Genomic DNA, 25465 nt, shown 5'->3' with positions numbered 1-25465 from the left:
ACATTGTTTTCCAAGACACAGCAGCGCGTGCTGGCCTTGCTCTTTGGCCAGGCACAACGGTCTTTCTATGCGAATGAAATCATTGCCTTCGCGGCTATCGGCTCCGGCGCCGTGCAACGCGAGCTGGCCAAGCTGGTGAAATCGGCTCTGGTCACGGTGAAAAAAGTGGGCAACCAGAAGCATTACCAGGCAAATCACGATGCGCCGATATTCGATGAGCTGCGCAGCATCGTACTGAAAACCTTCGGCGTGGCAGATGTGCTGCGCGTCGCGCTGCAGCCGCATTGGCAGGAAATCGACCTGGCTTTCGTGTACGGTTCGATGGCCAAGGGCACGGAACAGGCGCACAGCGATATCGACCTGATGCTGATTGGCAGCATGGCGTCGAACGCCCAGTTGCTGGAAGCACTGCAGCCAGCACAGCAGCAGCTGGGGCGCAGCATCAACCCGACCTTGTACACGCCAGAAGAATGGCGGCAAAGAATAGACGAGGGCAAGTCGTTCGTCGTGCGCGTCCTCGAACAGCCCAAGATTTTTGTCAAAGGGGGCGACGATGAACTCACCAAGCTCGCAGGCGCTGGCGAATCTGGCACGCATCGGCCAGCTCAAGGCTGAGCCACCGGACGCACGCGAACGGGCCGGCTTGCTGCGCTCGGCCAGCGTGCGCCTGCACGATGCCAGGCAGGTGATACTGTCACTGGAAAGCCGCTTCGACCTGGCATATAACGCGGCGCATGCGGCCGCCTTGTCTGCGCTGCGTCAACATGGTTATCGCAGCGACAACCGCTATCTGGTCTTTCAAAGCCTGGAACACACGCTGGGGTTCACGCCACAGCAGTGGCTGCTGTTAAATCAGGCGCACAAGAAGCGCAACCTGGCCGAATATGAGGGCGAACTCGATGTCACGGCAGGCTTTGTCGATGAGCTGATCGAACATGTGGAACGGTTACTCGTGGCGGCAAAGGGACTGGATGTCCAACCGCCCTCCTGATTCCCTTATTCCTGCCCCTTCAACTGCAACGCCCGCTCATACAGGGCATTCTTCTTGCGGCCCGTGATCTGTGCCGTCAAATTCGCCGCCTGCTTGACGCTGCATTCGGCCAGCAGGATATTGAGGATGCGCTCCGCTTCCACGTCTTCCGCGTCCTGCGCTTCCGTGGCGCCTTCGAGCAGGACGACGAATTCTCCCTTTTCGCGGTGCGCATCGGCACGGATCCAGCTTTCCGCTTCCGACAGGGGGCAACGGTGGATTTCCTCGAACAGTTTCGTCAGTTCGCGCGCGAACACCACCTGGCGCGTCGGTTCGAACGCTTCCACCAGGGCCGTGGCGCAATCGAGGATGCGGTGCGGCGCTTCATAAAACACCATGGTGGCCGTCACGCCGCGCAGGCTGTGCAGCATGTTTTCGCGCTGCTTGGCTTTCGCGGGCAGGAAGCCGACAAAGTAAAACTGGTCGTTCAACAGGCCGCTGGCGGAAATGGCGGTGATCGCCGCCGACGGACCGGGCAGGGGCAGCACGCGCAGGCCGGCCGCGCGCACGGCGTCGACGATACGCGCACCGGGGTCGGACACGGCGGGCGTGCCGGCGTCGGAAACGAGGGCGATGCGCTCGCCGGCCTGCAGGCGGGCGATCAGGGTTTGCGCCACTTCGCGCTCGTTATGTTGATGCGCCGCAATCAGGGGCTTGTTCAAGCCAAAGCGCGTCAGCAGGTGCGCCGTGTTGCGCGTATCTTCACAGGCGACGGCATCGGCAAGGCTCAGCAAATGCAGCGCGCGCAGGCTGATATCGGTCACATTGCCGATCGGCGTGGCCACTATATACAATGTTGCGATAGGATAGACCTGGTGCGCCGCCTCTGTCATGATGGGCAGGCTGGCGATGGAACTGATTTCTTGTACGGTCATTTTGGAGGTTAAATGCTTGCTAATAGTGTGAAGTTACTGCTTGTTTGTGCCGCGACCGGCATGCTGAGCGCTTGCAGCACGCCTTGCGACGCGCCCGGGCAATTGTGCGCGCCTATTGAATCTAACACAAGGGCGCTGCCCCCACCGAAGCCGCTGCCGCCGCCCGTGCCGCCCAAGCCGCCCGCGCCCGAACCGGTGACGTTTGCCGTGGCCGTACCCGATATTACCGCCTACGACGGCAACGGCGCCCCATTGGCGCCCATCAATACCAAGCCGGCGACCGGCACGCAGCAGGACATGCCGGCCGCCACGGCGCCGGCGCCATCCGACGGCAAGGTCCACCACATCGGCCTGCTGCTGCCGCTGCGCTCCGCCTCCCTGGGGCCGGCCGCCGAACTGCTGCGCGCCGGTTTCATGGCCGCGTACGAGCGCGACCGCAGCGGCTTTGAAGTGACGGTGATCGACACGGGCGACGGCAGCAGCGACGTGCTGAACAAATTTGCGCAAGCACAGGAAGAGCAGGATATCGTCGTCGGTCCTTTGCCGCGCTCGGCCGTCACGGCCGTGGCCAACAGCGACCTGGTACGCAAGCCAACGATCGCCCTGAACCACCCCGACAACCGCGGCGAAGCACGCCTGCCGGCCAAGCTGCTGGTGATGGGCTTGTCGATCGAGGCGGAAGCGCGCCAGGTCGCCGCCTGGGCCGCCAGCGAACAGCCGGGCGCCAGCGCACTGATCCTGTCGGCCGGTTCGCCCTCGCAGCGCCGCATCAGCGCCGCCTTCAAGCAGGAATGGCTGCGCCAGGGCGGCAAGATCGAGGCGATGGACTTGACGGCCACGAATGGCTACCTGAGCGATGCCGAGCTGGTACAGCTGCGCGCGCGCCTGGCCGCCACGCCGCCTGGCCTGCTGTTTGCCGCGCTCGACGCCGACCAGGCGCGCCAGCTGCGCGTGGCCATCGGCAGCGATCTGCCCCTGTATGGCACCTCGTCCTTGAATCCCGGCGCCGGACGCGGCGCCAGCGGCCCCGAGCTCGACGGCGCGCGCCTGCTGGACCTGCCATGGCAAGTGCAGCGCGAGCATCCGCAAGTGATGGTGTATCCGCAGCCGCCGCAACCGGCCGACACCCGGCTGACGGCCGACATGGAACGCCTGTACGCGCTGGGCATCGACGCCTTCCGCGTGGCGCGCGAAGTGGCGCTGCGCCCGAACGCGCCATTCACGCTCGATGGCGTAACGGGCCGCCTGGCCGTGCGCTTCGAGAATGAGCAAAGCATATTCGAACGCACGGAACAGGCCGCCACCTATCAGCAAGGCGTGCTGGGCACCTGGCCACCGGCCGCGCCGGCGCCTGTCGCCGTGCCGCCGGCCCAATAAGGACACGCCATGCCACCCCTGCCTTTCCAGAATAAACAGGCACGGGGACGGCAAGGGGAAGACGATGCGCTCGCGTATCTGCTGCTGCAAGGCCTGGTGCTGCTGGAACGTAACTATCTGTGCAAGGGCGGCGAACTGGACCTGATCATGCGCGATGGCGCATCGGTCGTCTTCGTCGAAGTGCGGCTACGCAGCAGTGCAGCCTTCGGCGGCGCCCTGGCCAGCATCACGCCAGCCAAGCAGCGGCGCATGGTCGTGGCCGCGCAAACCTGGCTGCTGGGGCAAAAAACCGTGCCGCCGTGCCGTTTCGACGCGCTGGCCATCGATGGCGGGCGCATCAGCTGGCTGAAGAACATCCTCGATATGTAAGCATTTTTAACAGTGCTTGTCCGCCATGCCGCGCGCCTGCACTATAATCGGCAGACTATGAATAATCAACGCATCCTCTCGCACTTCCACGAAAGTGCCGAACTCAAGATCCAGGCAGCCACCGTACTGGCGCAACCCATTGCGCAGGCGATCGACCTGATGTTTTATGCATTGTCCAACGGCAACAAGATTCTCGCCTGCGGCAACGGCGGTTCCGCCGCCGACTGCCAGCATTTCGCAGCCGAGCTGGTGGGGCGCTTCGAACGCGAGCGCTTTCCGCTGCCGGCCCTGGCGCTGACGACGGATACGTCGATCCTGACGGCCGTGGCCAACGACTACAGCTACCGCGAGATTTTCTCGAAGCAGGTGCAAGCGTTCGGCCAGGCCGGCGATATCCTGCTGGCCATCTCCACGTCGGGCAATTCGGCCAACGTGATGGCCGCCGTGGAAGCGGCGCTCGAGCGCGAAATGCGCGTCGTGGCGCTGACGGGCAAGGACGGCGGCGCCATCGGCAAGATGCTGACGGACGCCGACGTGCATATCTGCGTGCCGGCCGAGCGCACGGCGCGCATCCAGGAAGTCCACCTGACCACCATACATTGCATCTGCGACGGCATCGACGTCGCGCTATTCGGAGGAGACGTGAATGACTAAATTCGGTACTGGCCCAGGCTGGAAACGCGTACAACGCCCGCTGGCCACCGCACTGCTGTGCGGCGCCATGCTCACCTCGCTCACCGGCTGCATCGAATTGATGGTCGGCGGCGCGGTGATGGGCGGCGTTGCCGCAGCGGACCGCCGCACCTTGGGCGCCCAGACCGAAGACAAGTCGATCGCCGTCAAAGGCGAGTCGCGCATCCCATCGATCACCGGCGACGTGGGCCATGTGAACGTCACCAGCTTCAACCGCCGCGTCCTGCTGACGGGCGAAGTGCGCGACGAGGCGATGAAAAATGCCGTCGAGCGCGAAGTGCGCAATATCGAAGGCGTGGAATCGGTGGCCAATGAACTGATCATCGCCGGTCCGGCCAGCTACACCTCGCGTTCGAACGACGCCCTGATCACCACCAAGGTCAAGGCCAGCCTGGTCGACATGAAAACCATCTCGGCCGCCTCGTTCAAGGTCGTCACGGAAAACGCCACCGTCTTCCTGATGGGCCGGGTCACCCAGCGCGAAGGCACGGTCGCGGCCGACGTGGCGCGCGGCGTGGGCGGCGTGCAGAAAGTGGTCAAGCTGTTCGACTACATTTCGGAATCGGAACTGAAGCAGCTGCAGCCCGATCCGGCGCCAGCACGCACCACCAGCACTGGCGACACGGCGCTGCAATAAGCGCCTCCTCCGTTTGACCTACGGCTTTGATGCGGCGATATGGCTATAATGGCCGCATCGCCGCGCTTTTCAAGTAAAAACCATGTCAACTTCGCCATCCGCAAGCAAGTCCTGGGTCAAGCCAGCCCTGATCGCCGTCTTCGTGGCAGGCGTGGCCGCTGCCGCTTATCTATCGCTCAATGACAAGCAAAGCGCGCCGGACGTGACCTTCCACGGCATCCATGGCGAGAAAATCACGTCGGCGAGCCTGCGCGGCAAGGTCGTGATGGTCAATTTCTGGGCCACCTCGTGCACCACCTGCGTGGCGGAAATGCCGGACATGGTCGACACCTACAACAAGTACAAGGGGCAGGGACTGGAATTCGTGGCCGTGGCCATGAAATACGATCCGGCCAACTACGTGCTGAACTTCGCCGAAACGCGCCAGCTGCCGTTCAAGGTGGCGCTCGACGTGACGGGCGAAGCGGCCAAGGCCTATGGCGACGTGGCCCTCACGCCCACCACCTTCGTGCTCGACAAGCAGGGCAAGATCCTCAAGCGCTACGTGGGCAAGCCGGAATTCGCGGAACTGCACAAGTTGCTGGAAACGGCTATCGCCGGTTAAGGCTCGGCACCGCACAAAACCTTGTTGCCAAGTGTTATCAACCTGTTATAACCTTCCCAGGCGTGATCCCACTCACCTTGTGAAGGCCAGCCGTGCCCCTAGCCGCTCAATCGCTCGACCCGCAGCAACTGAAAACCTGGCTGCTCGCCACCGGCAACAAGGACGCCACCGCGTTCCGCCAGCTATATAACTCCACCTCATCGAAACTGTTTGGCTTCGCGCTGCGTATATTGCATAAGCAAGAGCTCGCAGAAGAAGCCTTGCAAGAGGGTTTCGTCGCCATCTGGAACAACGCCGCCACGTATCAAAGCCATCTGGCGGCGCCGATGACCTGGATGGCCACCATCGTGCGCAACAAGGCGTTCGATGTGCTGCGGCGCAGCGACGATACCGTGGAAATCGATGCCGAACAGTTTGATAGCGAAGTCATGAATGCACTCCGAGACCCCCAGGCCACGCCGATCGAGTCACTGCAGCTAAGCGGTGACGCCAAGGCGCTGGCGTTTTGCATGTCCGCCCTGGAGGGGCTGCACCGGCAGGTGGTCGCCCTGGCGTTCTATCACGACCTGTCGCACAGCGAAGTGGCGCAGCAGATGTCGCTGCCGATCGGCACCGTGAAGACCTGGATACGCCGCAGCCTGGAACGGCTGCGCACGTGTCTGGCGAAACGGGAGGCATCATGAATATCCGCGGCAATGACACCCTGCGCCAGAAACTGGCCTCCGAATACGTGCTCGGCACCCTGAAAGGGGGCGCGCGGCGGCGCTTCGAAGGCTGGCTGCACAACGACGCCGACTTGCGCAATATCACCGCCGAATGGCGCCAGCGCCTGGAACCGATGGCCGAATTTGCCACGCCCGTGGCGCCGCCCAAGCGCGTGTGGCAGCAGATCGAACAACGCTTGCACCTGGCGCCGCAGGGCGGCTGGTCCTGGTTCCGCGATTCCCTGTCGTTCTGGCGTTCGCTGGGCATGGCCTCGAGCGCCATCGCCGCGCTGCTGGTGATCGTCGTGGCCACGCGCATGATGGACGCGCCGCAGATCAGCTATGTAGCCAGCTTGACGGACGAGAAAGCACAAACGGCCCTGCTGCTGACGGCCGACAGCCGCCACGGCGCGCTCGAAGTGCGCATGGTGGGCAACGCACCCGTGCCGAGCGATAAAGATCTGGAACTGTGGGCCGTGCCGAAGAGCGGCAACCCGCGCTCCCTGGGCTTACTGGCAGACAAGGGCAACGTGAAACTGGCCTTGTCCCAGCGCGCTATCGGCAGCGACGTGGCCCTGCTGGCCGTCACCCTGGAGCCGAAAGGCGGTTCGCCGAATCCGAATGGGCCGACGGGACCGATCTTGTACAAGGGTAACTGGGTGAAAATCTAACCCGAAGGCAAAAATCCGGGGTCAGTCCCTTCGGGATCGGAATTTGCCCCATTGGGACAAATTCCCCCGCCGGGTCTGACCCCAGCAGTTGATTTAGGGTGTCGATTTATTTGGGATACAGAATCATCTGCGTGCAGCGGAACAAGGCAATCGTCTTGCCCGTTTCCTTGCTTTTCACCACGGCATCCCACACTTGCGTGTTGCGGCCCTTGTGTTCGACTTTGGCCGTGCAGGTGAGCGTGCCTTCACGGGCCGTGCCCAGGTGGTTCGATTTCAGTTCGATGGTCGTGAAATTGCTGGCGCCTTCAGGCAGGTTGACGATGCAGCCGTAGCCGGAAGCTGTGTCGGCCAGGGTCACCACGCTGCCCGCATGCAGGTAGCCGTTCGGCGCCAGCAAATGCGGCAGCACGGGCAATTCCGCCGTCAGCTGGCCGTCGCCCACTTCCGTGATGACGATGCCCAGGTGGCCGGGCAGGCGGCCCGTGCCGCGTTCATTCAACATTGCTACGGTGATCTCGGGATTGCTCATGCTGGTCCTTGTGCGGGTGAGTCGGGGATACGCCGGAAAATACTATGATGATAGCAACTTTCCCGGCAACGGTCTGGCGACCGCTTATTTCCGGCCGCGCCGCCGTTTCCACCACACCAGCGTCCCCGTCAGCATGAACAGCAGCGGCATCAGGCCGAAGGCGGTAATAAAACTGCGCCCGGCCACGCCAAACGCCTGGCCCGAGTGCAGGGGGAATTGCCAGCCCAGGAAGACGTCTCCGGCCGGCGCCCGCAAGGGATCGCGTATGCGCAGGGGCAAGCCGCTGCGCGCGTCCAAGGTGATGCGCGTGGCGCCGTCGCCCTCGGCGATTTCACCGGGCTGGCGCACGCGCACGTCATACGGCTGGTCCTTGCTGGCCGGCAGCACGATGCGCGACACGCGTGCCTGCGGATACAGCTGTTGCGCGGCGGCCATGGCCTGGCCAGCATCGAGCAGGTCGCCGTCCTGCCGCAGATTTTTCAGTTTGGCCTTGTCCGGCGCCGTCGACACGAGCTCCACCAGCGGCACGATCAGCTGCGGCAAATTGAAATAGATACCGGAAAAAGCGAGCACGGCCAGTACGGGCGCGGCAAAAAAGCCCGCCGCCTTGTGCAGGGTGTAATTGAAGCGGGGCCAGGAACCGCCATGCGACACCGTCAGCGCGCGCTTGATGGCCGCCCACTGCAGGCGCGGCCACCACAGGTAGATGCCGCTCAAGGCCATCAGCAGCAACAGCACACCCGAGATGCCGGTAATCGTCTTGCCCACCTCGCCGGACAATAAATAGCGGTGCAGATGAAACATGCCCGACATCAGCAGCGGGCGCGTGAGGCCGAAACGCCCCCAGTCGCGCTCGCCTTTGACTTGCAGGGTGTAAGGGTCGACCATCACCTGGCGCACGATGGCCTGGCTGAAGGCAGACGGCTTGCCGGCCTGGCGGTACGAGGCCACGTACACGTCGCGTGCATCGGCGGGCGGATTGAGCTGGGCCGGCTTGCCGTAGGCGGGGTCGGCCGCGAGCCCGTCCACCACCGCTTGCACCGTGCGCGGCGTCACCTGGAACACCTGGCCGGGCGCGGGCGTGCTCGCCTGCAACAGGGTCGGATTCAGGTACGCGTCAAGCTCCGGCATCCAGGCGATGGCGGAACCCGTCAAACCCAGCAAAACGAACAGGGCGCCGAACCACAGGCCCGCATACAGGTGCAGCTTGGCGAACAACCACTTGATCGGGCGTTTGGACATGGGGAGGCGACTCGGGGAAATTTGGGCTGCAGAACGATAGCATGAAAGCTCCGCAGTGAAAATCATGCACAGGCAGGAAACGGCAAACGCAACAACACGCTCATGGGAACATTGAAATCAGGTAGAAACGAGCGTTTTGGCACCATCATCGAGCGCATCGGCATCGCGGGTAACTGTTGCACGACATACACTTTCCCCTATACTTCATCGAAAGGAAAACCATGACCACCTGCCGTTTGCTCGCCGTCACGCTGGGTCTCGCTCTGCACTTGGGCGCCCACGCCGCCGATTTCACAGTCACCAGCACCGACATCGCGCCGGGCCAGACCCTGGCGCCGGCGCAAGTATTCCAGGGCTTCGGCTGCACGGGCGGCAACCTGTCGCCGCAATTGTCATGGCACGGCGCGCCGGCCGGCACCAAAAGCTACGCCGTCACCCTGTACGACCCGGACGCGCCCACGGGCAGCGGCTGGTGGCACTGGAGCGTGTTCAATGTGCCTGCCAGCACCACGTCCTTGCCAGGCGGCGCCACGGCCAGCACCCTGCCGGCGGGCGCCATACAAGGACGCAACGATTACGGCGACAGCGCCTACGGCGGCGCCTGCCCGCCACCGGGCGACAAGGCGCACCGTTACCAGATCACCGTGTGGGCGCTGAAAACGGACAAGTTGCCGCTGGACCAGCACGCCAGCGGCGCCATGCTCGGCTACATGCTCAACGCCAACGCGCTGGGCAAGGCGCAGCTGACGGGACTGTATGGCCGATGAGATGGACGCGGTGGCCCTGAGCGAGCTGCGCATCGCCCACGGCACCATCGAGGCGCGCCGCGCGCAAACCTTGCGCCGCGTGCCCGTCTTCCAGAGCGCCCTGTGCCGCGTGCGGCAGGGAACGAAGCTGCTGGAATGGGGCGCTCGCCAGGCCCGCGCCGGCACGCACGACGTGGTGCTGATGCCGGCGGGACAGGAACTGGGCGTGGCCAACCTGCCCGGCGCGCAAGGCTACCGGGCCGAAGTGCTGAGTTTTTCACCGGCCCTGATCGCCCGTTTCCGCACGCGCCATGGCGGCCTCGTCGATACCCAGCTGCGCCAGGCGGCCACGGCCAGCCTGTGCGTGCCACTCGACGTGCATGCGGCACTGGCCTGGGACCAGCTGATGGCCAGCCTGGCGAGTAGCGCACCGCCTGCGCTGCTGGCGCACCAGGCGGAAGGCTTGCTGCTGGCCCTGGCCTTGGGCGGCCATTGCGGCCCGCTGTTGCTGGACCGCCGCGATCCGCTGGCTGCGCGCGTGCAGCAAGTACTGCTGCTGGACCCGGGCGCCGACTGGAGCGTGGCCAAAGTCGCCAGCCATCTGCACCTGGGCGCGTCCACCCTGCGCCGCCAACTGGCACTGGAACAGCGGCATTTCCGCGCCATCCTGGAAGACGTGCGGCTGGGACTGGCCTTGCAGGAATTACAATCTGGCATCTTACCCATCGGCGACATCGCGGCCGCCTGCGGCTATGCCTCGCCATCGCGCTTCGCGGCCCGTTTCCGCCAGCACTACGGCCTGTCGCCGCGCGCACTACGCGCCACCCTGTAGCTCCCTCTAGCGCAAATCAATTGCAACAAGCGCTGACAATGGGGCGATTTTCTTGCTACTATGCGCCCATGTCTTCCCGCCAGCCCACCCGCAAGCTTGCTCATCACGGTGCCGCCGCCCTCGCGCGCACGCCGTGGCGGCTGTGCGTGGCGCTGTTCAGTGCGCTGGCCCTCGTGTTCCTGCTGTCGACGGCCGCCTCGCACCTGCACAAGACGTCGCTCGACGCGGAAGAGTGCGCGCTGTGCGCCACGGCCATCGACAAGGTGGCCGACATCGCCGTACCGCCGGCCATCACCGAGCCACCACCCGCCCAGTTACTGCCATACCGCTTGCTGGCCATCGCGCCCGCCACCCTGGCGCCCATCACCGCCCTCGTTCTGCCGCCCGTGCGCGGCCCGCCTGCCGCCTCACTGTAGTTCCCACGCTGTTTTTCCTTTTTCAGGCTGCCCCTAGCCGCGCGATCATGCGCGCCGGGCCGCCTGGCGTTGACTATTTTGAGGTTCATCATGCAACACACACCACGCCTGAGCGCGCTGTCGCTCGCCCTTGCCAGCCTGTTCACCGTTTCCGCCCACGCCGCCGAGCCTGCCGAGGCCAATACCGATGCTGCCCCCCAGGACATGCAAAAGGTCGAAGTCACCTCTGCCCACCTGAAAAGCGCGCGCATCGAGCTGTCGCCGAAAGTCGGCACCACCATCTACAGCATCGACAGCCACATGGTCGACATGCTGGGCCAGGGCGACAACACGCCATTCAATGAAGTGCTGCTGCGCCTGCCGGGCGTCTCGCAGGATTCGAAAGGCTCGGGCGCCTTGCACGTGCGCGACGACCATGCCAACGTGCAATACCGCATCAATGGCGTGCAACTGCCGGAAAGCATCACCGGCTTCGGCCAGTCGATCGACACACGCTTGATCGACAAAACGGATTTCATGACGGGCGCGTTGCCGGCCCAGTTCGGCCTGCGCACGGCGGGCATTGTCGATATTGAAACGAAAGAGGGTGGCATGACGCCGGGTGGGCGCATCGGCATCATGGTCGGCAGCCACGATCACGTGGAGCCGAGTGCCGAATTTTTTGGCAGCGTGGGCAAGTTCAATTACTACCTGTCCGGCAGCTACCTCGGTAACTCCCTGGGCGTGGAAAACCCGCAAGACACGCGCAGCGCTCTGCACGACAAGACGCGCCAGAACAAATCGTTCGGCAGCCTGTCGTATTTCCTCGATGACAATACGCGCCTGGGCGCCATGTTCGGCACCTATAACGGCCGCTTCCAGATCCCGAACAACCCGAACCAGGCGCCCGCTTTCAGTCTCGATGGCCACAGCGATGCGCAGGCGGGCACGTCCACGTTACCGTCGTCCCAGCTCAATGAAAACCAGCGCGAAGTGAACCGCTTCCTCGTGCTGTCGCTACAAAAAAGCCTGGGCGACGTCAATTACCAGGTGTCAGCCTTCCACCAGTATTCGGAACTGCACTTCACGCCGGACTCCATCGGCGACCTGATCTACAACGGCGTAGCTTCGGACTCGCGCCGCGCGAACAGCGCCTCCGGTGCCCAGTTCGACATCAGCTACAAATTGCACCAGGACCACACCGTGCGCGCGGGCCTGGCCTACACGCGCCAGAAGACGACCAGCGACAACACGGTGGCCGTCTTCCCCGCGATCGATGGCGCGCAAACGTCCACCACGCCCATCACGGTGCTGGACAACAGCGGCAAAACGGGCACCCTGGCCAGCTTTTACCTGCAGGATGAATGGCATATCAGCAAGCCTTTGACCCTGAACTATGGCGCCCGCTTCGACAAGGTCTCGGCCTACACGAGCGAGCAGCAATGGAGCCCGCGCGTCAACTTGGCCTACCAGATCGCGCCAGGCACGGCCCTGCACGCCGGCTACTCGCGCTACTTCACGCCGCCGCCGCAGGAACTGGCCGCGCAAGGCAGTATCGACCTGTATGCGAACACGACGAATGCGCCGGAAATCGGCCAGTCGGACAACGTCAAGGCCGAGCGCACGCATTACTACGACGTGGGCATCAGCCACCAGGTCAATTCAAAACTGACCGTGACGGCCGATGTGTACTATAAAAAGATCAACAACCTGCTGGACGAAGGCCAGTTCGGCCAGGCGCTGATCCTGACGCCATTCAATTACGCGGACGGCTACGCCAAGGGCCTGGAGTTATCGGCCATCTACAGCGAGAAAAACTGGGGCCTGTTCCTCAACGCCAGCACGCAAAAGGCGCAGGGACGCAACATCAATTCGGGCCAGGCCCTGTTTGGCGCCGATGAGTTGAACTACATCAGCCAACACTATGTCTACCTCGATCATGACCAGAAATACACCTTGTCGGGCGGCGGACACTATCACTTTGGCGATTCACAAGTGAGCGCTGACTTCCTCTACGGCAGCGGCCTGCGCATGACCCCGGACGGCGGCGCGCCGAATTCCGGCCATTTGCCCGGCTATTTCACCGTCAACACGGCGCTCACACATACGTGGAAAAACACGCCGGTCGGCAAAGTGGAAGGACGTTTGGCCCTGATCAACCTGTTCGACAAATCGTATCTGCTGCGCGACGGTTCCGGCGTGGGCGTGGGTGCGCCGCAGTACGGCGCCCGCCGCAGCATCTATGCAGGTCTCTCAACCAGCTTTTAACCGTTACGCGCGAAGACAGCGGCAGGGAGCAACGCCTGCCGCTGTCGGTTGCCGTACTATTTCATGACTTATCCCCAGGTGATGCCTTCCTGGCCATGCGCCTGCAAATACGCATTCGCCTGGCTGAACGGCTTGCTGCCAAAGAAACCTTTGCTGGCCGACAAAGGAGAGGGGTGCGGCGCCACCAGCACCAGGTGCTTGCCAGGATCGATCAGGGTGCGCTTGGCTTGCGCATAACCGCCCCACAGGATGAACACGAGATTATTGCGCTCGGCGGACAGGTGGCGGATGGCGCTATCCGTCAATTTTTCCCACCCCTTGCCCGCGTGAGAGCCGGCCGCCCCGGCGCGTACCGTCAGCACGCTGTTGAGCAGAAACACGCCTTGCTCGGCCCAGTCAGACAAATCCGTGCGCGTGCGCGCCACGCCCATGTCGCTGTGTAACTCCTTGAAGATATTTTGCAGGCTAGGCTGCGGCGGCGTGCCATCGGGAATCGAAAAGCACAGCCCCATGGCCGCACCGGGCGTGTGATACGGATCTTGCCCCAGGATCACGACCTTGACTTGCTCGAACGGCGTCAGGTCGAACGCCCGGAAGATGGTTTTACCCGGTGGAAAACACGGCCCCGCCGCATACTCTTCCTTCACGAACGCGGCCAGGCGTTCCCAGTAGGGCTGGGCAAACTCGCCCTCCAGCCGCGCCTTCCACGATGCGTCGATGCGTACGTCCATGGCTCCCCCGTCAATCATGCTTTTAAAACATCATCGATCAGTATAGCCGCGTCACGTCCGTCACCGCGTTACGGTACGGCTGGGCAAAACTTATTTGTCGTCGTAGTGGTAACGGCACGCGGCCACGTAGATGCAGCCCGCGTCAGGCAGATACACGAGCCGGTGCTGGCGGTCGATGCGGCGCGACCAGAAACCAGTCAGATCGCCTTTCAGCGGTTCCGGCTTGCCTGTGCCCTTGAAGGGGTCGGCCAGGCATTCGTCGAGCAAGCCATTGATTTTTTGCAGGATTTTCAGGTCGCTCTCTTGCCAGAACAGATAATCTTCCCAGGCATGATCGGTCCAGGCCAGCACGGCGGCATGCGCCTGCTGCTTGTTCTCAGTCTTCCTGTTTTTCATGCCGCGCCAATTCCCTGGGCGTCGCCTTGCCCGCCCTGATCTGCGCCACGGACGCCATCAGGCGGCTGGCATTCTTGGCCGTGCCCAGCAAATACAGGGTTTCCTCGATGCTGTTGTAGTCCGACAAGGACAGCATCACCACGTGTTCGCCATTCACGCGAGTGATCACCGTGGGCGTGTGGTCGTTGCAGACGTCGTCCATCACGCTTTTCAGGCCCGCGCGCGCCTCGCTGAAAGTCAGGATATTCATGCCGTGCCACCGCTCCCTTGAAAGTACATGTCAATAATTGTACAGGATGTTGTACATCACCTCAATCAGGCAAAAAAAACCGCCCGGCTAAAGCGGACGGTTTTTGATACGGCGCAAGGTGCTTAGAAATTCAGCGCCGATTCCACGCCGGCGCTGTGCGCCTGTTCATCCGCGTGGTACGAGCTGCGCACCATGGCGCCCACGGCGGCGTGGGTGAAGCCCATCTTGTACGCTTCCTCTTCGAACATCTTGAAGACGTCCGGGTGCACGTAGCGGCGCACGGGCAAGTGGCTGTTCGATGGCGCCAGGTACTGGCCGATGGTCAGCATGTCGATGTCGTGCTCGCGCATGTCGCGCATGACTTGCAGGATTTCCTCGTCCGTCTCGCCCAGGCCGACCATGATGCCGGACTTGGTTTTCACGTCCGGATACATGGCCTTGAAATCTTTCAGCAGCTTCAGCGAGTGCATGTAGTCGGAGCCGGGACGCGCTTCCTTGTACAGGCGCGGCGCCGTTTCCAGGTTGTGGTTCATGACGTCAGGCAAGCCATCCTTGAACAACAGCAACGCTTTTTCCAGGCGGCCGCGGAAGTCGGGTACCAGCACTTCGATGCGGGTATTCGGCGACAGGGCGCGCGTTTGCTGGATGCACTCGACGAAATGGCCGGCGCCGCCGTCGCGCAAGTCATCGCGGTCGACGGAGGTGATGACAACGTAGTTCAGGCGCAGCTTGGCGATGGTTTTCGACAAGTTGGCCGGCTCTTCCTTATCCAGCGGATCAGGACGGCCGTGGCCGACGTCGCAGAACGGGCAGCGGCGCGTGCACTTGTCGCCCATGATCATGAAGGTGGCCGTGCCCTTACCGAAGCACTCGCCGATGTTCGGGCAGCTGGCTTCTTCACACACCGTGACGAGTTTGTTTTCGCGCAGGATGTCCTTGATTTCATAGAAACGGGTCGAGGCCGACGCGGCCTTGACGCGGATCCAGTCCGGCTTTTTCAGGCGCTCGACTTGCTCGATCGGAATGATCTTGATCGGGATGCGCGACGTCTTGCTGGCGCCTTTTTGCTTTTCGCTCGGGTTGTAGGCGGGAGCGGCGGGGGCGGTGCTGGAAATGGTCTCAGAAGTCATGGCTGCAAGCCCTTAACGGGCATGTTGGTTTGTTTGCTCAGGCATCCGCTGCCTGAGGCGCGCCTGCGGCGCTGTTTGCTTCGCTTACATCGAGTAATACGGTCAATTCATGGGCCAGGGCCCGCTGCACTTCGGCCAGCGGCGCCACCACGCCCATGCTGCGCATGTCCACCGTCTTCAGACCGGAATAGCCGCAAGGGTTAATCCAGGAAAACGGTGCCAGGTCCATCGCCACGTTGAGCGATACGCCATGGTAGGTGCAGCCGTTGCCGCGCACTTTCAAGCCCAGCGCGGCGATCTTCGCACCCTTGTCTGGTCCGCCGGCAATATAGATGCCAGGCGCGCCATCGATGCGCTCGCCAGCAAGATTATACGCCGCCAGCACGTTGATGATGGCTTGCTCGATTTTATGCACGAACTGGCGCGCATACAGCTTGCCGCCCGGCTTGTTGCGGCGCAAGTCCATCAGCAGGTAAATCACCACCTGACCGGGACCGTGGAACGTCACTTCGCCGCCCCGGTCCGTCTGCACCACGGGAATCGCATCTGCGCCAGCCAGCAGATGGCCGCGGTCGGCCGCCAGGCCCAAGGTAAACACGGGCGGATGCTCGACGATCCACAGTTCGTCGCGCGTGTCCGTCGTGCGCGCATCGGTAAAGGTGCGCATGGCGGCAAAGGTGGGCTCGTAATCGACGCGGCCCAGCTCGCGGATCAGCGCCGTTTCGGTGCGGGTGGTGGTCATGACAGATTCTGTAATCAGCTGCCGGCGCCCTGCGGACGCTGCGGCGAAGCCGTGATTATAAGCCAGGCGGCCATTTCATTCCGGGGCGAACTCTGGCAACAGCAGCAATCTGCCCAATTTTTGTGCAGCGTGGCGTACCTGGGCCAGGCTCAAGGCCGTATAACCGAGCAGCACGGCCGGCGCCAGCCTGGCGCCATGGCAAAAATCGCCGAGCGGCTGCAGCGCCAGCCCTTCCTGCGCGGCGCGCGCGCAAAACACCCGTTCATCGCTGTCTGGCGGCAGCCACAGCACGCAATGGAAACCCGCCTGCTGTCCCGTGATGGTGTAGCGACCGGGGGCGATCTGCTCGAGGCAGGCCAGCAACAGGTCGCGCCGCTCCTTGTAGGCCAGCCGCGCCTGGCGCAAATGGCGCACGAAGGCGCCTTCCTCCATCCAGGCGGCCAGCGCCAGCTGTTCCGTCACACCCACGGAGCGGCCCGTCAACTGCACGATGCGCAGCAACTGCGGGCGCAGAGCGGGCGGCAGCACCATAAAGCCCACGCGCAGGCCGGCAAACAGGGTTTTATTAAAACTGCCACAGTAAATCACGCGCTGGTACTGGTCCAGCGCCTTCAGGGCCGCCAGCGGCGCGCTGTGGTAATTGAATTCGCTGTCGTAATCGTCTTCCACCACCCAGGCGCCATTGTCGTTCGCCCATTCCAGCAAGGCCAGGCGGCGCGTGACGGACATGGTCACGCCCAGCGGCGACTGGTGCGCCGGCGTCACGTAGGCGAGGCAGGCGTCCGCGTGCGCGGCCAGGGCGGCGCAATCGATGCCCTCGGCGTCGACGGCAATGCCCACGGGCACGGCGCCCGCGAGGGCGAACAGGGCGCGCGCGGCCGGATAGCCGGGATCTTCCAGGCAGACTTTATCGCCGTCGCGCACGATGCCGCGCGCCAGCAAGTCGATCGCGTGGCGGATGCCGGTCGTGACGACGATATCTTGCGGGTCGCAGCGGATGCCGCGGTATTTGGCGAGGAAGTCGGCGATCTGCTGGCGCAGCTGGGGCAGGCCGGCCGGCTCGGCGCTGCACAGCTGCTCCGGCGTGACGGCGGCCAGCGCCCGCGTGGCGCACTTGGACCAGGCGGCCATGGGAAACAGGCTGGCGTCGGCGCGCCGCGCAACAAACGGCAAGCCGTCGCGCACGCCCGTGTCCGAAGCGGGAGCCGGCGCCACAGCCAGCGTGGCCGGAGCGGCATCGCCAAATCCTGCCATCAAAAAACGTTCCGGCACCACGGCGCACACGCGCGTGCCGGAGCCGGGCACGCGGGTCACATACGCTTCCGCGTGCAGGCGGTCGAACACGGTTTCGATGGTGCCGCGTGACAACTCCCACCGTTCGGCCAGGGTACGGCTGGACGGCAAACGGCTGCCCGCCGGCAGCATCTTCGTCAGGATGGCCGAGCGCAGCGCTTCATACGCGCCATCCTGCTTGTTGACGCCTTCCTTGTCGAGCCAGCTGGTCGGGCGAGGCAAGTCCAGGGCGTGCGGTGATTTTCCTCGCGGCATGATAATCGTCCAAGTGGTCCAATGAGTTTTCTGATGAGTGGCACTTCGCATTACACCACAACCATCCTACTCTCACCGTTCCGGTGCGCCAGCGGGGCGCACGCTTGTATGGATCGAGTACAACAATGCAGAAACAAATCGCTGTATGGGCCTGGGGCGGCATCGTGCTGCTGCTGGTCTGCCTGTCGCGCATCAGCATCGACATCTATTTACCTTCGCTGCCAGCCATGGCCGATGCCCTGCATGCCAGCGATGCGCAGTTGCAATTGACCTTAAGCCTGTTCATGGCCGGCTCGGCCGCTTCGATGCTCGCTTGCGGGCCACTGGCCGACCGCTACGGACGCCGTCCCGTGCTGTTGGCCGGCACGGTCATTTATGTGCTCGCCAGCATCGTCTGCACCGTGACCAGCGACGTGCACGTGCTGATCGCCGCGCGCGTGCTGCAGGCGTTCGGCGGCTGCAGCGGCACCATCATCGGCCGGGTCATGGTGCGCGACCGCTTCGATCCCGCCACGCAGGCGCGCATGCTGGGGAGAATCTCGATGGTGATGGGCTTGTCGCCTATCCTCGCGCCGCTGGCCGGCAGCGTGCTCGACGCGGCATTCGGCTGGCGCGCCGTGTTTGGCGTGCTGTGCCTGCTGGGGGCGCTGTCGCTGGGGCTGATCGCCGCGTATGTGCCGGAAACCAGGCCAGCCAGCGTCGTACCACAAGGAAATACCCTGGCGCTGTACCGCCGCCTGCTGGGCGATGCGTATTTCCTGCGCTATGCGCTGGCCATCGGCTGCGTGTATTGCACGTATTTCCCGTTCATCGCGGAATCGTCCGTGCTGTTGCAAAGGGGCATGCATCTGTCGCCGCACGCATATGCGCTGATGTTCGCGCTGACGGTCAGCGGCTATATCGCGGGCTCGAGCCTGTTTCGCGCGCTGGGACCGCGCCTGGGCGCCGATTACATGCTGGGCGTGGCGGTGCTGATCAATGTGGCGGGCGCAGCCAGCCTGTTGCTGGCGGGTACGTTGGCGCCACAGCACGTGGCCTCGCTGGTGGCGCCCATGCTGCTGGTGATGGTGTCGGTGGGCATGGCGATTCCCGCCTGCCAGCTGGCCGTGCTGCAGCCGTATGGCGACCAGGCGGGCAGCGCCTCGGGCCTGTTCTTCTTCGTGCAGATGCTCATCACGGCCGCTTGCGGCGCCGTCATCGCCGCCATCACGGACGGCAGCGAAAAGCCGCTGCTGTGGGTGACGGCGGCCGCCAGCGCGGCCTTTGCCCTCGTGTGGCGGCTGACTAAGCCAGTTGCGGCAACGGCACCTGCGCCAGCCACTGCTGCACGCTAGCGCGCTGCCACTGGGCCAGCACATAGTCGCGCAGGGCAGGGGGTACGGGCTCGCCGCTCTTGATCAAACGCAACAGCATCAGGGCCAGATCCGTGTCGGCGATGCTCCAGGCGCCAGCCAGGTAGTCACCGTGCACGAGTTCGCCCGCGATCTGCAGCAGCTTGGCGGCCGCGGCCTGCGCCGCCGGCGACAGCGACGCATGGTCCGCGCGGGACGGGTGGAACACGACGGTGGAATCGCGCTCGTTGCGCAGCGCCAGCAGATCGCTGCGCAGCCACGCCTGCACTTGCCGCGCCCGCGCCCGCTGGCGTACGTCGCGCGGCAGCACGGATGGATAGTCGGGCGCGGCAAAGACGTCGTCGAGGTAATCAGCAATGGCGTTCGATTCCGTCACGATAAAGCCATCATGGTCGATAGCAGGCACGCGCTGCGTCAGGCTCAGGGTGCTGAACGGCGGCTGGCGCGCCGCGCCCGCGTCCAGGTCGACGTCCTGCACGGTGAAGGAAACCCGCTTTTCGCTCAGGGCGACAAAGGCGGACAGGGCGTACGGGCTGATGCGGTTGCGGTCGACATACAAAATGAGGGACATAGTGGGTTTCCTGTGGATAAGTGAACAGGATTCATCATAAAGCGCCGTGTAAAGCTAACAAAACGAGTTATATTCGTTGTTGTTGTTACTTTTATTCACATCAAACGCCATGTCCAGATTGCCTAATTTTTCAGCATTGCGCGCCTTCGAGGCGGCTGCCCGCCACGGCAATTTTTCGCGCGCGGCCGAGGAACTGCACCTGACGCACGGCGCCATCAGCCACCAGGTGCGCAAGCTGGAAGAGGAACTGGGCGTGCTGCTGTTCCTGCGCAACGGCCGCCATGTGACGGTCACGCCGCACGGACGGCAATTTGCGCTGGTGCTGGGCAAGGCTTTTACGGAGATCGCCACGGCGGCGCAAGCGCTGCGGCCCGCGCCCGCCAATACGCGGCTGACGATCACGGCGATTCCCTCGTTTGCGGCGCGCTGGCTGGCGCCGCGCCTCGGGCATTTCATCGAACGTCATCCCGGCATCGAAGTGCTGCTGCAAACGAGCGGCGCCTTGCAGGACCTGGAAGGCGAGGGCATCGACGTGGGCATCCGCTTCGGCCGCGGCCATTATCCGGGCTTGCTGGTGCAGCCGCTGATGGGTGACGTGTATTACCCCGTCTGCAGTCCCCATTACCGGGGTGGTAACTTGCCCGCAACGCCGGGCGAACTGGCGCACGCAACCTTGCTGCGCTCGCTCGAACCGTGGCGGCCATGGCTGCAAGCGGCCGGCTTGCCATTGGCCGAGCCCGTAGGCGGCGTACTGTACGAGGATTTGTCGATGCTGATACGCTCGGCCATCGATGGCGACGGCGTGGCGCTGGTGCGCCATGTGGTGGCGCTGCAGGAGGTGGCGGCGGGGCGGCTGGTGCGCCTGTTCGACATGGCCGTGCCCTGCGCCGACGCGTATTACCTGGTCAGCCCGCCCGCTGCGGCGCAGCGCGAGCCCGTGCGCGCCTTCCGTGCCTGGCTGGGCGAAGAAATCGCCGCCTTCCAGGCACGCGAAGCGCCCACCTTGCTTACATGACGATCTTGACCATCGGGTGGCCCGACAGCGCCGTGTACAGGGCGTCGAGCTGCTCGCGGCTGATGGCGCGCACGGTGACGGTCAGGCCCGTGTAATTGCCCTTGCCCGATGGGCGCTCTTCCATGCGGCCTGCGTGGAAGGTCGGATCGTGGCTGATGACCAGTTCCAGCATGGTCGGCGCGAAGTCGACATGCGTCGGGCCCATGATCTTGATGGGAAAGTCGCTCGGGTATTCGATCAGCGATTCGCTGGGAGGAATCGTCACTTCGGTCGGTGGGGTCGTTTGCATGGGAAATCCAATCAGTGCCGGTCAGAACAGGCAGCGCTTATCGCGCGGCGGCTGCATAAAAGCGTATTGTAGCCAACTTTGAGGGCGGCTGCGCCGGCCGCCATGGCGCAGACGGCAAGGCAAAAAAAAAGCCAGCTTTGTAAGCTGGCGAAAACTATTTCGTTTGGACAAAATAGCCGGAAAAGTCGATGCTGTCACTTGGAGGATAAGCAGTGGTCGTACTGTAGACAAACGACGGCGGCTTTACCTCCTGTATGTGACGAACTGCGCATTTCGCGGCTTGAACGTCGATACGGCGCGACAGACGGCACCGCCGTCAGCGCTCCACTTCCTGCATCCGGCCATTGCGGCCGGGACCGCCGCGCTCGTTGTGACGCTCATGGTTGCGCTCACGCGGCGGATTGGCGCGCTCGGCACCGCGCGCTTCCTGGGGCGGACGGGCGGCAGGGGCCGGCATCGGCGGCGGCGCGGGCCGCGGCTGGGCCACGGGCGGCGGGGCAGGCAAGACAGGCGGCGCCGTCTGCAGCACCTCGCGGCGGGGAGCACGCTCGGCGCGGTGCCAGTCGGCGCGGGGCCGCTCCTCGCCACGCCATCCGGGCCGGGCCACATGATCTTGCACGGGCGGCAAGGCCGGCATGGCTGGCATGGCCGGCATCAGGGGCTGCGGCGGCACCGGTGGCTGGGCCGGAACGGGCGGCCGGTTCGGCTGCAGGGGACGCGGCGCCATGTGCGTCAGGCCATCGTCCGTCTGCAAGCGGCCGGGACGGTTGACCCAGTCGCGCCGGGGCTCCCTCGGCTCGACGGGACGCTGCCAGTTGCCGGCCGGCGCAGGCGCCGTGCTCAACGGCAAGCTTTGCATGACGGGCGGCGGCATGGTGGTGCGGTTGCGGCGCGGCACGTCGACCGTGCGCGAGCCGCCAAAACGTTCACCGGGCAGCATCGTCATGCCTTCGCGCCGTTCGCGCTCGCCCGCCACGGGGCGGCGCCCTTCGGCCATCCGGTTAATGCGGCGTTCATACTCGGCGCTGGCGCGGTAGCCGGGCACGTAGCGCTCGTGCGGCGACAAAGGAAACCAGCCGACGCCGGGGCGCTGGCCATGCTGTGGCCCGTTATGTGGTCCATGATTACCGCCGACCCAGCCCACCAGCGCCGGCGCCCAGGGCACGCGGCCACGTTCGCGGCCCGGGGCCCAGCCCCAGCGGTGGCCCAGCAGCACCCAGCGGCCGTAGTGCGAGGGCGCATAACCCCACGGCGCATTGTCGACCCAGGTCCAGCCCCACGGCGCGATCCACGTCCAGCGTCCGTCGCTGTATGGCGCCCAGCCGGCCGGCACCGCGCTGGGCAGCCACAAGGGGCCGTATTGCGCGTCTTCCTGCCAGGCGCCATAGCGGTCCAGCTCTTCATAGCCGGTCGTATCGTCGGTGACATAGCGCAAGGCCGGCGCGGCGGCGGGCAAGGTTTCGGGCCAGTTGTCGAAGGCCATCCGCTGCAAGGCGCCCGTGCGCAGCTCCTCGTCCGTCAGCTCGGCGCGCTTGCCCGCACGCAAGGTCACGCTACCCGTCGCGCCATCCACGTCGGCCGCCCCGTCAAGCACGCTGACGACGCTGGTGCCGGGCTGGCGCCCCGCATCAATGCGCACCCAGCCCGGCTGGGTCAATATCACGCGCGCCTGGGCGGTGGTCAGCTCGAAGCCGCGCAGCGCGTCGGGATTGCGCACGCGCACGCTGACCGTGCCATAGCTGAGGTGCAATTTGAAACTGTCGTCATCGAGCTCGCTCACTTCCAGTTCGGAGTCGCCATCGAGGCGCACGGCGGCCGCGCCCACGCGAAATTCCGCCAGCGCGCCGCGCATGGTACTGAGCCGGTTATCCGTCGTGACGGGCCAGTTCAGCAGGGCGTTTTGCGCATCGCCATCGCCGGCGCGCACCAGCACCTGCCCTTCGACGGTGGAAATACGGCCCACGCGCGCGGGCGGGTCCTCGGCCAGCGCCAGCGAGCACGCCGACGACAGCAGCACGGCGCAGATGGTTTTCAGCAGGGGCAGGGTCGGACGCATGGCGCGCTCCAGGCAGGACGCAGATAAAAGGAAGACAACAGGTCGATTACAGTCCTATCGGGCAAGTACCGCAAGCGGGCTTACAAATGTTTGCATATTGACTTCGTTCAGGATGCCGCCTGGCCACCGCGCTTGACAAAGAACAGGGCGGCGCCCACGGCCATCAACAAGCCGCCAAAGAAACGGTTCTGCCTCTTCACGGCCTTGGCGTCGCGGAAAAAGCGCTGCATCGACGAAGCGAGGAAAGCGTAGCTGTGCATGACGATCTGATCGATCGTGCACATGGTGACGGCCAGGATCAGCAGTTGCGGCAGCAGCGGCGCAGCAGGGCTGATGAATTGCGGCAGCACCGCCACCATGAAAATGATGCCTTTCGGATTCGTCACGTTGGTGAGAAAACCCGTCAGCACGCGCCGGCGCCAGGACGGAACCACGGCGTCGGCATGCAGGTCGCCGGCCACCGCCACCTTGGCGCGCCATTGCGACAGGCCCAGGTAGATCAGGTACAGGGCACCCACCGTCTTGACGATATTGAACGCCACTTCGGAGGCCAGCAGCAAGGAGCCGACGCCGGCGCCAGCGATACCGAGCACCACCAGCAGCCCCAGTTGCAGGCCGAAAATCGTGGCGCTGGCCTTTTTCACCCCGTACGACAGGCCGTGCGACATCGACAGCACGGCGCCCGAGCCGGGCGAGACGGCGATGATGGAGGCGGCGATGACAAAGGTGATCCAGGTGGCGAAGTGCATGCGGTTTCCAAAAAAATGGTGGCGATCAACAATTTTAACCCGGTCAGTGCGGCCTTGCCGGCCCGCCCTGAGGTAAGATCGCAGTCATGCCTTACCTGGGCCATCCCTTGCCGTACAACCAAGAATAACATCATGAAAAACAACACTTTCCTCGCTCCACGATTCCCTGCCACCAAAGCGGGAGCGCGCTGAGATGGCCGGCTCCAGCCTGTTGGCCCTGCTCGACGACATCGCCAGCATCCTCGACGACGTTTCCCTGATGACCAAGGTGGCCGCCAAGAAGACGGCCGGCGTGCTCGGTGACGACCTGGCCCTGAACGCACAGCAAGTGGCCGGCGTGCGCGCCGAACGCGAATTGCCCGTCGTCTGGGCCGTCGCCGTCGGTTCGCTGAAGAACAAGGCCATCCTCGTGCCCGCCGCGCTGGCCATCAGTGCGTTTGCGCCGTGGGCCATCACGCCGCTCTTGATGGTGGGCGGCGCCTACCTGTGCTTCGAGGGCTTCGAAAAGATCGCCCACAAATACCTGCACCCGGACGACAGCCACAAGGCCGAGCTGGCCCAGGCGCTGCGCGACCCGCAGGTCGACCTCGTCGCGCTGGAAAAAGACAAGATCAAGGGCGCCATCCGCACCGACTTCATCTTATCGGCGGAAATCATCGTCATCGCGCTGGGCACGGTGGCCGCGGCCACCTTCGCCGAGCAGGTGGCCGTCGTCGTCGGCATCGCCCTTCTCATGACGGTCGGCGTGTACGGCCTGGTGGCCGGCATCGTCAAGCTCGATGACGCCGGCTTTTACCTGGCTGCGCGCAAGGGTGCGGGCGCGCTGATGGACGGCGTGCGCGGCTTTGGCCGCATGCTCGTGTCGGCGGCGCCGAAACTGATGAAATTTCTCTCCGTCGTGGGCACCCTGGCCATGTTCATGGTCGGCGGCGGCATCCTGACGCACGGCTGGCCGTGGGCCAGCGGCATGCTGCATCACGCGGAAGCTGCCGTCGGCGGCGTGGCCGGCATTGGCCCCGTGCTGGCAGCCGTCACGCCCAGCCTGATCAACGCAGTGGCCGGCCTCATCGCCGGTGGCCTGGTGCTGGCCGGCGTCACGGCCGTGTCGGCTTTGTTGCGCATGGTCAAGTCAAGCAAATAGGCTTTCTGGTCTGATGGGGCGGCAGGCGCATCCGTGCCTGCCGCCCCGGCCATGCCGGCGGCGCCGTCCGTCCATGGAGACCCTATGCAGACTTCCCCCATCCAACGTCCCAGCAGCGCCTTTATCGGCGCCTCCTGGGCGGCATTGCTGATCGGCGTCATCACCTATCTGTCCGGCCTGTGGAACGCCAGCATGGCGCTCAACGAGAAGGGCTATTACTTCACGATCCTCATGTACGGCCTGTTCGCCGCCATCTCGCTGCAAAAATCCGTGCGCGACCGCGCCGAGGGCATCGCCGTGACGGGCATCTATTTCGGCCTGTGCTGGATTTCCGTACTGCTGGCCTTGCTGCTGCTGACGGTCGGCCTGTGGAACGCCACCCTGCAGAACAGCGAGAAGGGTTTCTACGCGATGGCATTCCTGCTCAGTCTGTTTGCGGCCGTGGCCGTGCAAAAGAATGTGCGCGACGTGGCGCGTGCCTCGGCCGCGACGCCCGCCGAGATACCGGGAACTTAAACACCAG

30 protein-coding genes are annotated in these 25465 nt (G+C 64.2%); 17 read left to right on the top strand and 13 right to left on the bottom strand.

The genetic code is table 11. The features are described 5' to 3' along the window. The first annotated feature begins 3 nt into the window (after positions 1 to 3). The gene (locus tag MRBLMS1_RS18680) at positions 4 to 615 is read left to right on the top strand and encodes a nucleotidyltransferase domain-containing protein (protein WP_252867093.1); all 612 of its coding nucleotides are present in this window, start codon (positions 4 to 6) and stop codon (positions 613 to 615) included. Then, positions 554 to 991, top strand: coding sequence for a hypothetical protein (locus tag MRBLMS1_RS18675; RefSeq protein ID WP_485880977.1), 438 nt, complete (start codon positions 554 to 556; stop codon positions 989 to 991). The genes MRBLMS1_RS18680 and MRBLMS1_RS18675 overlap by 62 nt, the downstream gene beginning before the upstream one ends. A gap of 5 nt (positions 992 to 996) precedes the next feature. Here MRBLMS1_RS18675 and rsmI read toward each other — a convergent pair whose 3' ends face one another. Next, positions 997 to 1905 carry a 16S rRNA (cytidine(1402)-2'-O)-methyltransferase gene (gene rsmI, locus MRBLMS1_RS18670; protein WP_128140647.1) on the bottom strand — a complete coding sequence of 303 codons (909 nt, stop codon included), beginning with the start codon at positions 1903 to 1905 and terminating at the stop codon, positions 997 to 999. Positions 1906 to 2070: 165 nt separating this feature from the next. Here rsmI and MRBLMS1_RS18665 point away from each other — a divergent pair, with 165 nt between their 5' ends. The 7 genes from MRBLMS1_RS18665 (at position 2071) to MRBLMS1_RS18635 (ending at position 6960) form a co-directional block, all read left to right on the top strand. Then, positions 2071 to 3282: a penicillin-binding protein activator gene (locus tag MRBLMS1_RS18665; protein WP_485880975.1), complete on the top strand. Its 1212-nt coding sequence runs from the start codon at positions 2071 to 2073 to the stop codon at positions 3280 to 3282. Positions 3283 to 3291: 9 nt separating this feature from the next. Then, positions 3292 to 3651: a YraN family protein gene (locus MRBLMS1_RS18660; RefSeq protein WP_128140648.1), complete on the top strand. Its 360-nt coding sequence runs from the start codon at positions 3292 to 3294 to the stop codon at positions 3649 to 3651. 57 nt (positions 3652 to 3708) lie between these two features. Continuing rightward, complete coding sequence (locus MRBLMS1_RS18655; protein ID WP_034752465.1) at positions 3709 to 4305, top strand: phosphoheptose isomerase; 597 nt, start codon at positions 3709 to 3711, stop codon at positions 4303 to 4305. Beyond that, positions 4298 to 4981 (top strand): BON domain-containing protein, encoded by a 684-nt coding sequence (locus MRBLMS1_RS18650; RefSeq protein ID WP_139092136.1) that lies wholly within the window; start codon positions 4298 to 4300, stop codon positions 4979 to 4981. Before MRBLMS1_RS18655 ends, MRBLMS1_RS18650 begins: the two co-directional genes overlap by 8 nt. Positions 4982 to 5063: 82 nt before the next feature. Continuing rightward, positions 5064 to 5585, top strand: coding sequence for a peroxiredoxin family protein (locus tag MRBLMS1_RS18645; RefSeq protein ID WP_034752467.1), 522 nt, complete (start codon positions 5064 to 5066; stop codon positions 5583 to 5585). A gap of 92 nt (positions 5586 to 5677) precedes the next feature. Then, positions 5678 to 6268, top strand: a complete 591-nt coding sequence (locus MRBLMS1_RS18640; RefSeq protein WP_034752469.1) for a sigma-70 family RNA polymerase sigma factor — start codon at positions 5678 to 5680, stop codon at positions 6266 to 6268. After that, positions 6265 to 6960, top strand: a complete 696-nt coding sequence (locus tag MRBLMS1_RS18635; protein ID WP_485880972.1) for an anti-sigma factor — start codon at positions 6265 to 6267, stop codon at positions 6958 to 6960. The genes MRBLMS1_RS18640 and MRBLMS1_RS18635 overlap by 4 nt, the downstream gene beginning before the upstream one ends. Before the next feature lie 106 nt (positions 6961 to 7066). Here MRBLMS1_RS18635 and MRBLMS1_RS18630 read toward each other — a convergent pair whose 3' ends face one another. Both MRBLMS1_RS18630 and MRBLMS1_RS18625 read right to left on the bottom strand, forming a co-directional pair. Then, positions 7067 to 7489: a PaaI family thioesterase gene (locus MRBLMS1_RS18630; RefSeq protein ID WP_034782761.1), complete on the bottom strand. Its 423-nt coding sequence runs from the start codon at positions 7487 to 7489 to the stop codon at positions 7067 to 7069. A gap of 84 nt (positions 7490 to 7573) precedes the next feature. Next, on the bottom strand, positions 7574 to 8731 hold the full coding sequence (locus tag MRBLMS1_RS18625) for a PepSY-associated TM helix domain-containing protein (protein ID WP_485880969.1): 1158 nt from the start codon (positions 8729 to 8731) through the stop codon (positions 7574 to 7576). Positions 8732 to 8952: 221 nt separating this feature from the next. Here MRBLMS1_RS18625 and MRBLMS1_RS18620 point away from each other — a divergent pair, with 221 nt between their 5' ends. The 4 genes from MRBLMS1_RS18620 to MRBLMS1_RS18605 all read left to right on the top strand — a co-directional run bounded on the left by MRBLMS1_RS18620 (position 8953) and on the right by MRBLMS1_RS18605 (position 12972). Beyond that, a complete protein-coding gene (locus MRBLMS1_RS18620) occupies positions 8953 to 9498 on the top strand; it encodes a YbhB/YbcL family Raf kinase inhibitor-like protein (protein ID WP_485880967.1) in 546 nt (181 codons plus the stop codon). Then, entirely contained in the window at positions 9488 to 10309 is an 822-nt protein-coding gene (locus MRBLMS1_RS18615) for a helix-turn-helix transcriptional regulator (protein ID WP_485880965.1), read from the top strand. The genes MRBLMS1_RS18620 and MRBLMS1_RS18615 overlap by 11 nt, the downstream gene beginning before the upstream one ends. Positions 10310 to 10377: 68 nt before the next feature. Further along, the gene (locus MRBLMS1_RS18610; RefSeq protein WP_485880963.1) at positions 10378 to 10725 is read left to right on the top strand and encodes a hypothetical protein; all 348 of its coding nucleotides are present in this window, start codon (positions 10378 to 10380) and stop codon (positions 10723 to 10725) included. A gap of 90 nt (positions 10726 to 10815) precedes the next feature. Beyond that, complete coding sequence (locus tag MRBLMS1_RS18605) at positions 10816 to 12972, top strand: TonB-dependent receptor (RefSeq protein ID WP_485880961.1); 2157 nt, start codon at positions 10816 to 10818, stop codon at positions 12970 to 12972. Positions 12973 to 13040: 68 nt separating this feature from the next. Here the strand turns inward: MRBLMS1_RS18605 and ung are convergent, their stop codons facing one another. The 6 genes from ung to pdxR all read right to left on the bottom strand — a co-directional run bounded on the left by ung (position 13041) and on the right by pdxR (position 17769). Beyond that, complete coding sequence (gene ung, locus MRBLMS1_RS18600; RefSeq protein WP_485880959.1) at positions 13041 to 13703, bottom strand: uracil-DNA glycosylase; 663 nt, start codon at positions 13701 to 13703, stop codon at positions 13041 to 13043. A 90-nt stretch (positions 13704 to 13793) separates the two neighbouring features. Then, the gene (locus MRBLMS1_RS18595) at positions 13794 to 14099 is read right to left on the bottom strand and encodes a Txe/YoeB family addiction module toxin (protein WP_456148085.1); all 306 of its coding nucleotides are present in this window, start codon (positions 14097 to 14099) and stop codon (positions 13794 to 13796) included. Beyond that, positions 14080 to 14349 carry a type II toxin-antitoxin system Phd/YefM family antitoxin gene (locus MRBLMS1_RS18590; RefSeq protein WP_128140656.1) on the bottom strand — a complete coding sequence of 90 codons (270 nt, stop codon included), beginning with the start codon at positions 14347 to 14349 and terminating at the stop codon, positions 14080 to 14082. Before MRBLMS1_RS18590 ends, MRBLMS1_RS18595 begins: the two co-directional genes overlap by 20 nt. Positions 14350 to 14471: 122 nt before the next feature. Continuing rightward, positions 14472 to 15479 (bottom strand): lipoyl synthase, encoded by a 1008-nt coding sequence (lipA, locus tag MRBLMS1_RS18585; protein ID WP_034752483.1) that lies wholly within the window; start codon positions 15477 to 15479, stop codon positions 14472 to 14474. Between the two features lie 37 nt (positions 15480 to 15516). Beyond that, the gene (lipB, locus tag MRBLMS1_RS18580) at positions 15517 to 16221 is read right to left on the bottom strand and encodes a lipoyl(octanoyl) transferase LipB (RefSeq protein ID WP_034752485.1); all 705 of its coding nucleotides are present in this window, start codon (positions 16219 to 16221) and stop codon (positions 15517 to 15519) included. Positions 16222 to 16296: 75 nt separating this feature from the next. Then, positions 16297 to 17769 carry a MocR-like pyridoxine biosynthesis transcription factor PdxR gene (pdxR, locus tag MRBLMS1_RS18575; protein WP_485880955.1) on the bottom strand — a complete coding sequence of 491 codons (1473 nt, stop codon included), beginning with the start codon at positions 17767 to 17769 and terminating at the stop codon, positions 16297 to 16299. 125 nt (positions 17770 to 17894) lie between these two features. On the opposite strand from pdxR, the gene MRBLMS1_RS18570 reads away from it, so the two are divergent. After that, entirely contained in the window at positions 17895 to 19103 is a 1209-nt protein-coding gene (locus MRBLMS1_RS18570) for a multidrug effflux MFS transporter (protein ID WP_485880953.1), read from the top strand. On the opposite strand, the gene yfcF is transcribed toward MRBLMS1_RS18570, so the two are convergent. Then, the gene (yfcF, locus tag MRBLMS1_RS18565; RefSeq protein ID WP_485880951.1) at positions 19054 to 19692 is read right to left on the bottom strand and encodes a glutathione transferase; all 639 of its coding nucleotides are present in this window, start codon (positions 19690 to 19692) and stop codon (positions 19054 to 19056) included. The two genes, MRBLMS1_RS18570 and yfcF, sit on opposite strands and share 50 nt — an antisense overlap. 109 nt (positions 19693 to 19801) lie before the next feature. On the opposite strand from yfcF, the gene gcvA reads away from it, so the two are divergent. Beyond that, the gene (gene gcvA / locus MRBLMS1_RS18560; RefSeq protein WP_485880949.1) at positions 19802 to 20707 is read left to right on the top strand and encodes a transcriptional regulator GcvA; all 906 of its coding nucleotides are present in this window, start codon (positions 19802 to 19804) and stop codon (positions 20705 to 20707) included. Here gcvA and MRBLMS1_RS18555 read toward each other — a convergent pair. The 3 genes from MRBLMS1_RS18555 to MRBLMS1_RS18545 all read right to left on the bottom strand — a co-directional run bounded on the left by MRBLMS1_RS18555 (position 20700) and on the right by MRBLMS1_RS18545 (position 23801). Next, the gene (locus tag MRBLMS1_RS18555) at positions 20700 to 20996 is read right to left on the bottom strand and encodes a DUF493 family protein (RefSeq protein WP_034752493.1); all 297 of its coding nucleotides are present in this window, start codon (positions 20994 to 20996) and stop codon (positions 20700 to 20702) included. The genes gcvA and MRBLMS1_RS18555 overlap by 8 nt on opposite strands. 316 nt (positions 20997 to 21312) lie before the next feature. After that, on the bottom strand, positions 21313 to 23052 hold the full coding sequence (locus tag MRBLMS1_RS18550; RefSeq protein ID WP_485880946.1) for a DUF6600 domain-containing protein: 1740 nt from the start codon (positions 23050 to 23052) through the stop codon (positions 21313 to 21315). 107 nt (positions 23053 to 23159) lie between these two features. Then, complete coding sequence (locus tag MRBLMS1_RS18545; protein ID WP_128140662.1) at positions 23160 to 23801, bottom strand: LysE family transporter; 642 nt, start codon at positions 23799 to 23801, stop codon at positions 23160 to 23162. Positions 23802 to 23994: 193 nt separating this feature from the next. Here MRBLMS1_RS18545 and MRBLMS1_RS18540 point away from each other — a divergent pair, with 193 nt between their 5' ends. Both MRBLMS1_RS18540 and yiaA read left to right on the top strand, forming a co-directional pair. Further along, the gene (locus MRBLMS1_RS18540) at positions 23995 to 24942 is read left to right on the top strand and encodes a DUF808 domain-containing protein (protein ID WP_139092122.1); all 948 of its coding nucleotides are present in this window, start codon (positions 23995 to 23997) and stop codon (positions 24940 to 24942) included. Positions 24943 to 25026: 84 nt separating this feature from the next. Then, entirely contained in the window at positions 25027 to 25458 is a 432-nt protein-coding gene (gene yiaA / locus MRBLMS1_RS18535) for an inner membrane protein YiaA (RefSeq protein WP_128140664.1), read from the top strand. Positions 25459 to 25465 lie beyond the last annotated feature (7 nt).

Origin of the sequence: Massilia sp. LMS1-1-1.1 (assembly GCF_040815535.1) — a bacterium.
GTDB classification, from domain to species: Bacteria; Pseudomonadota; Gammaproteobacteria; order Burkholderiales; family Burkholderiaceae_D; genus Janthinobacterium; species Janthinobacterium aestuarii.
Note: the sequence above shows the minus strand (reverse complement) of the source record. Positions and strands in the feature narration are given on the sequence as shown.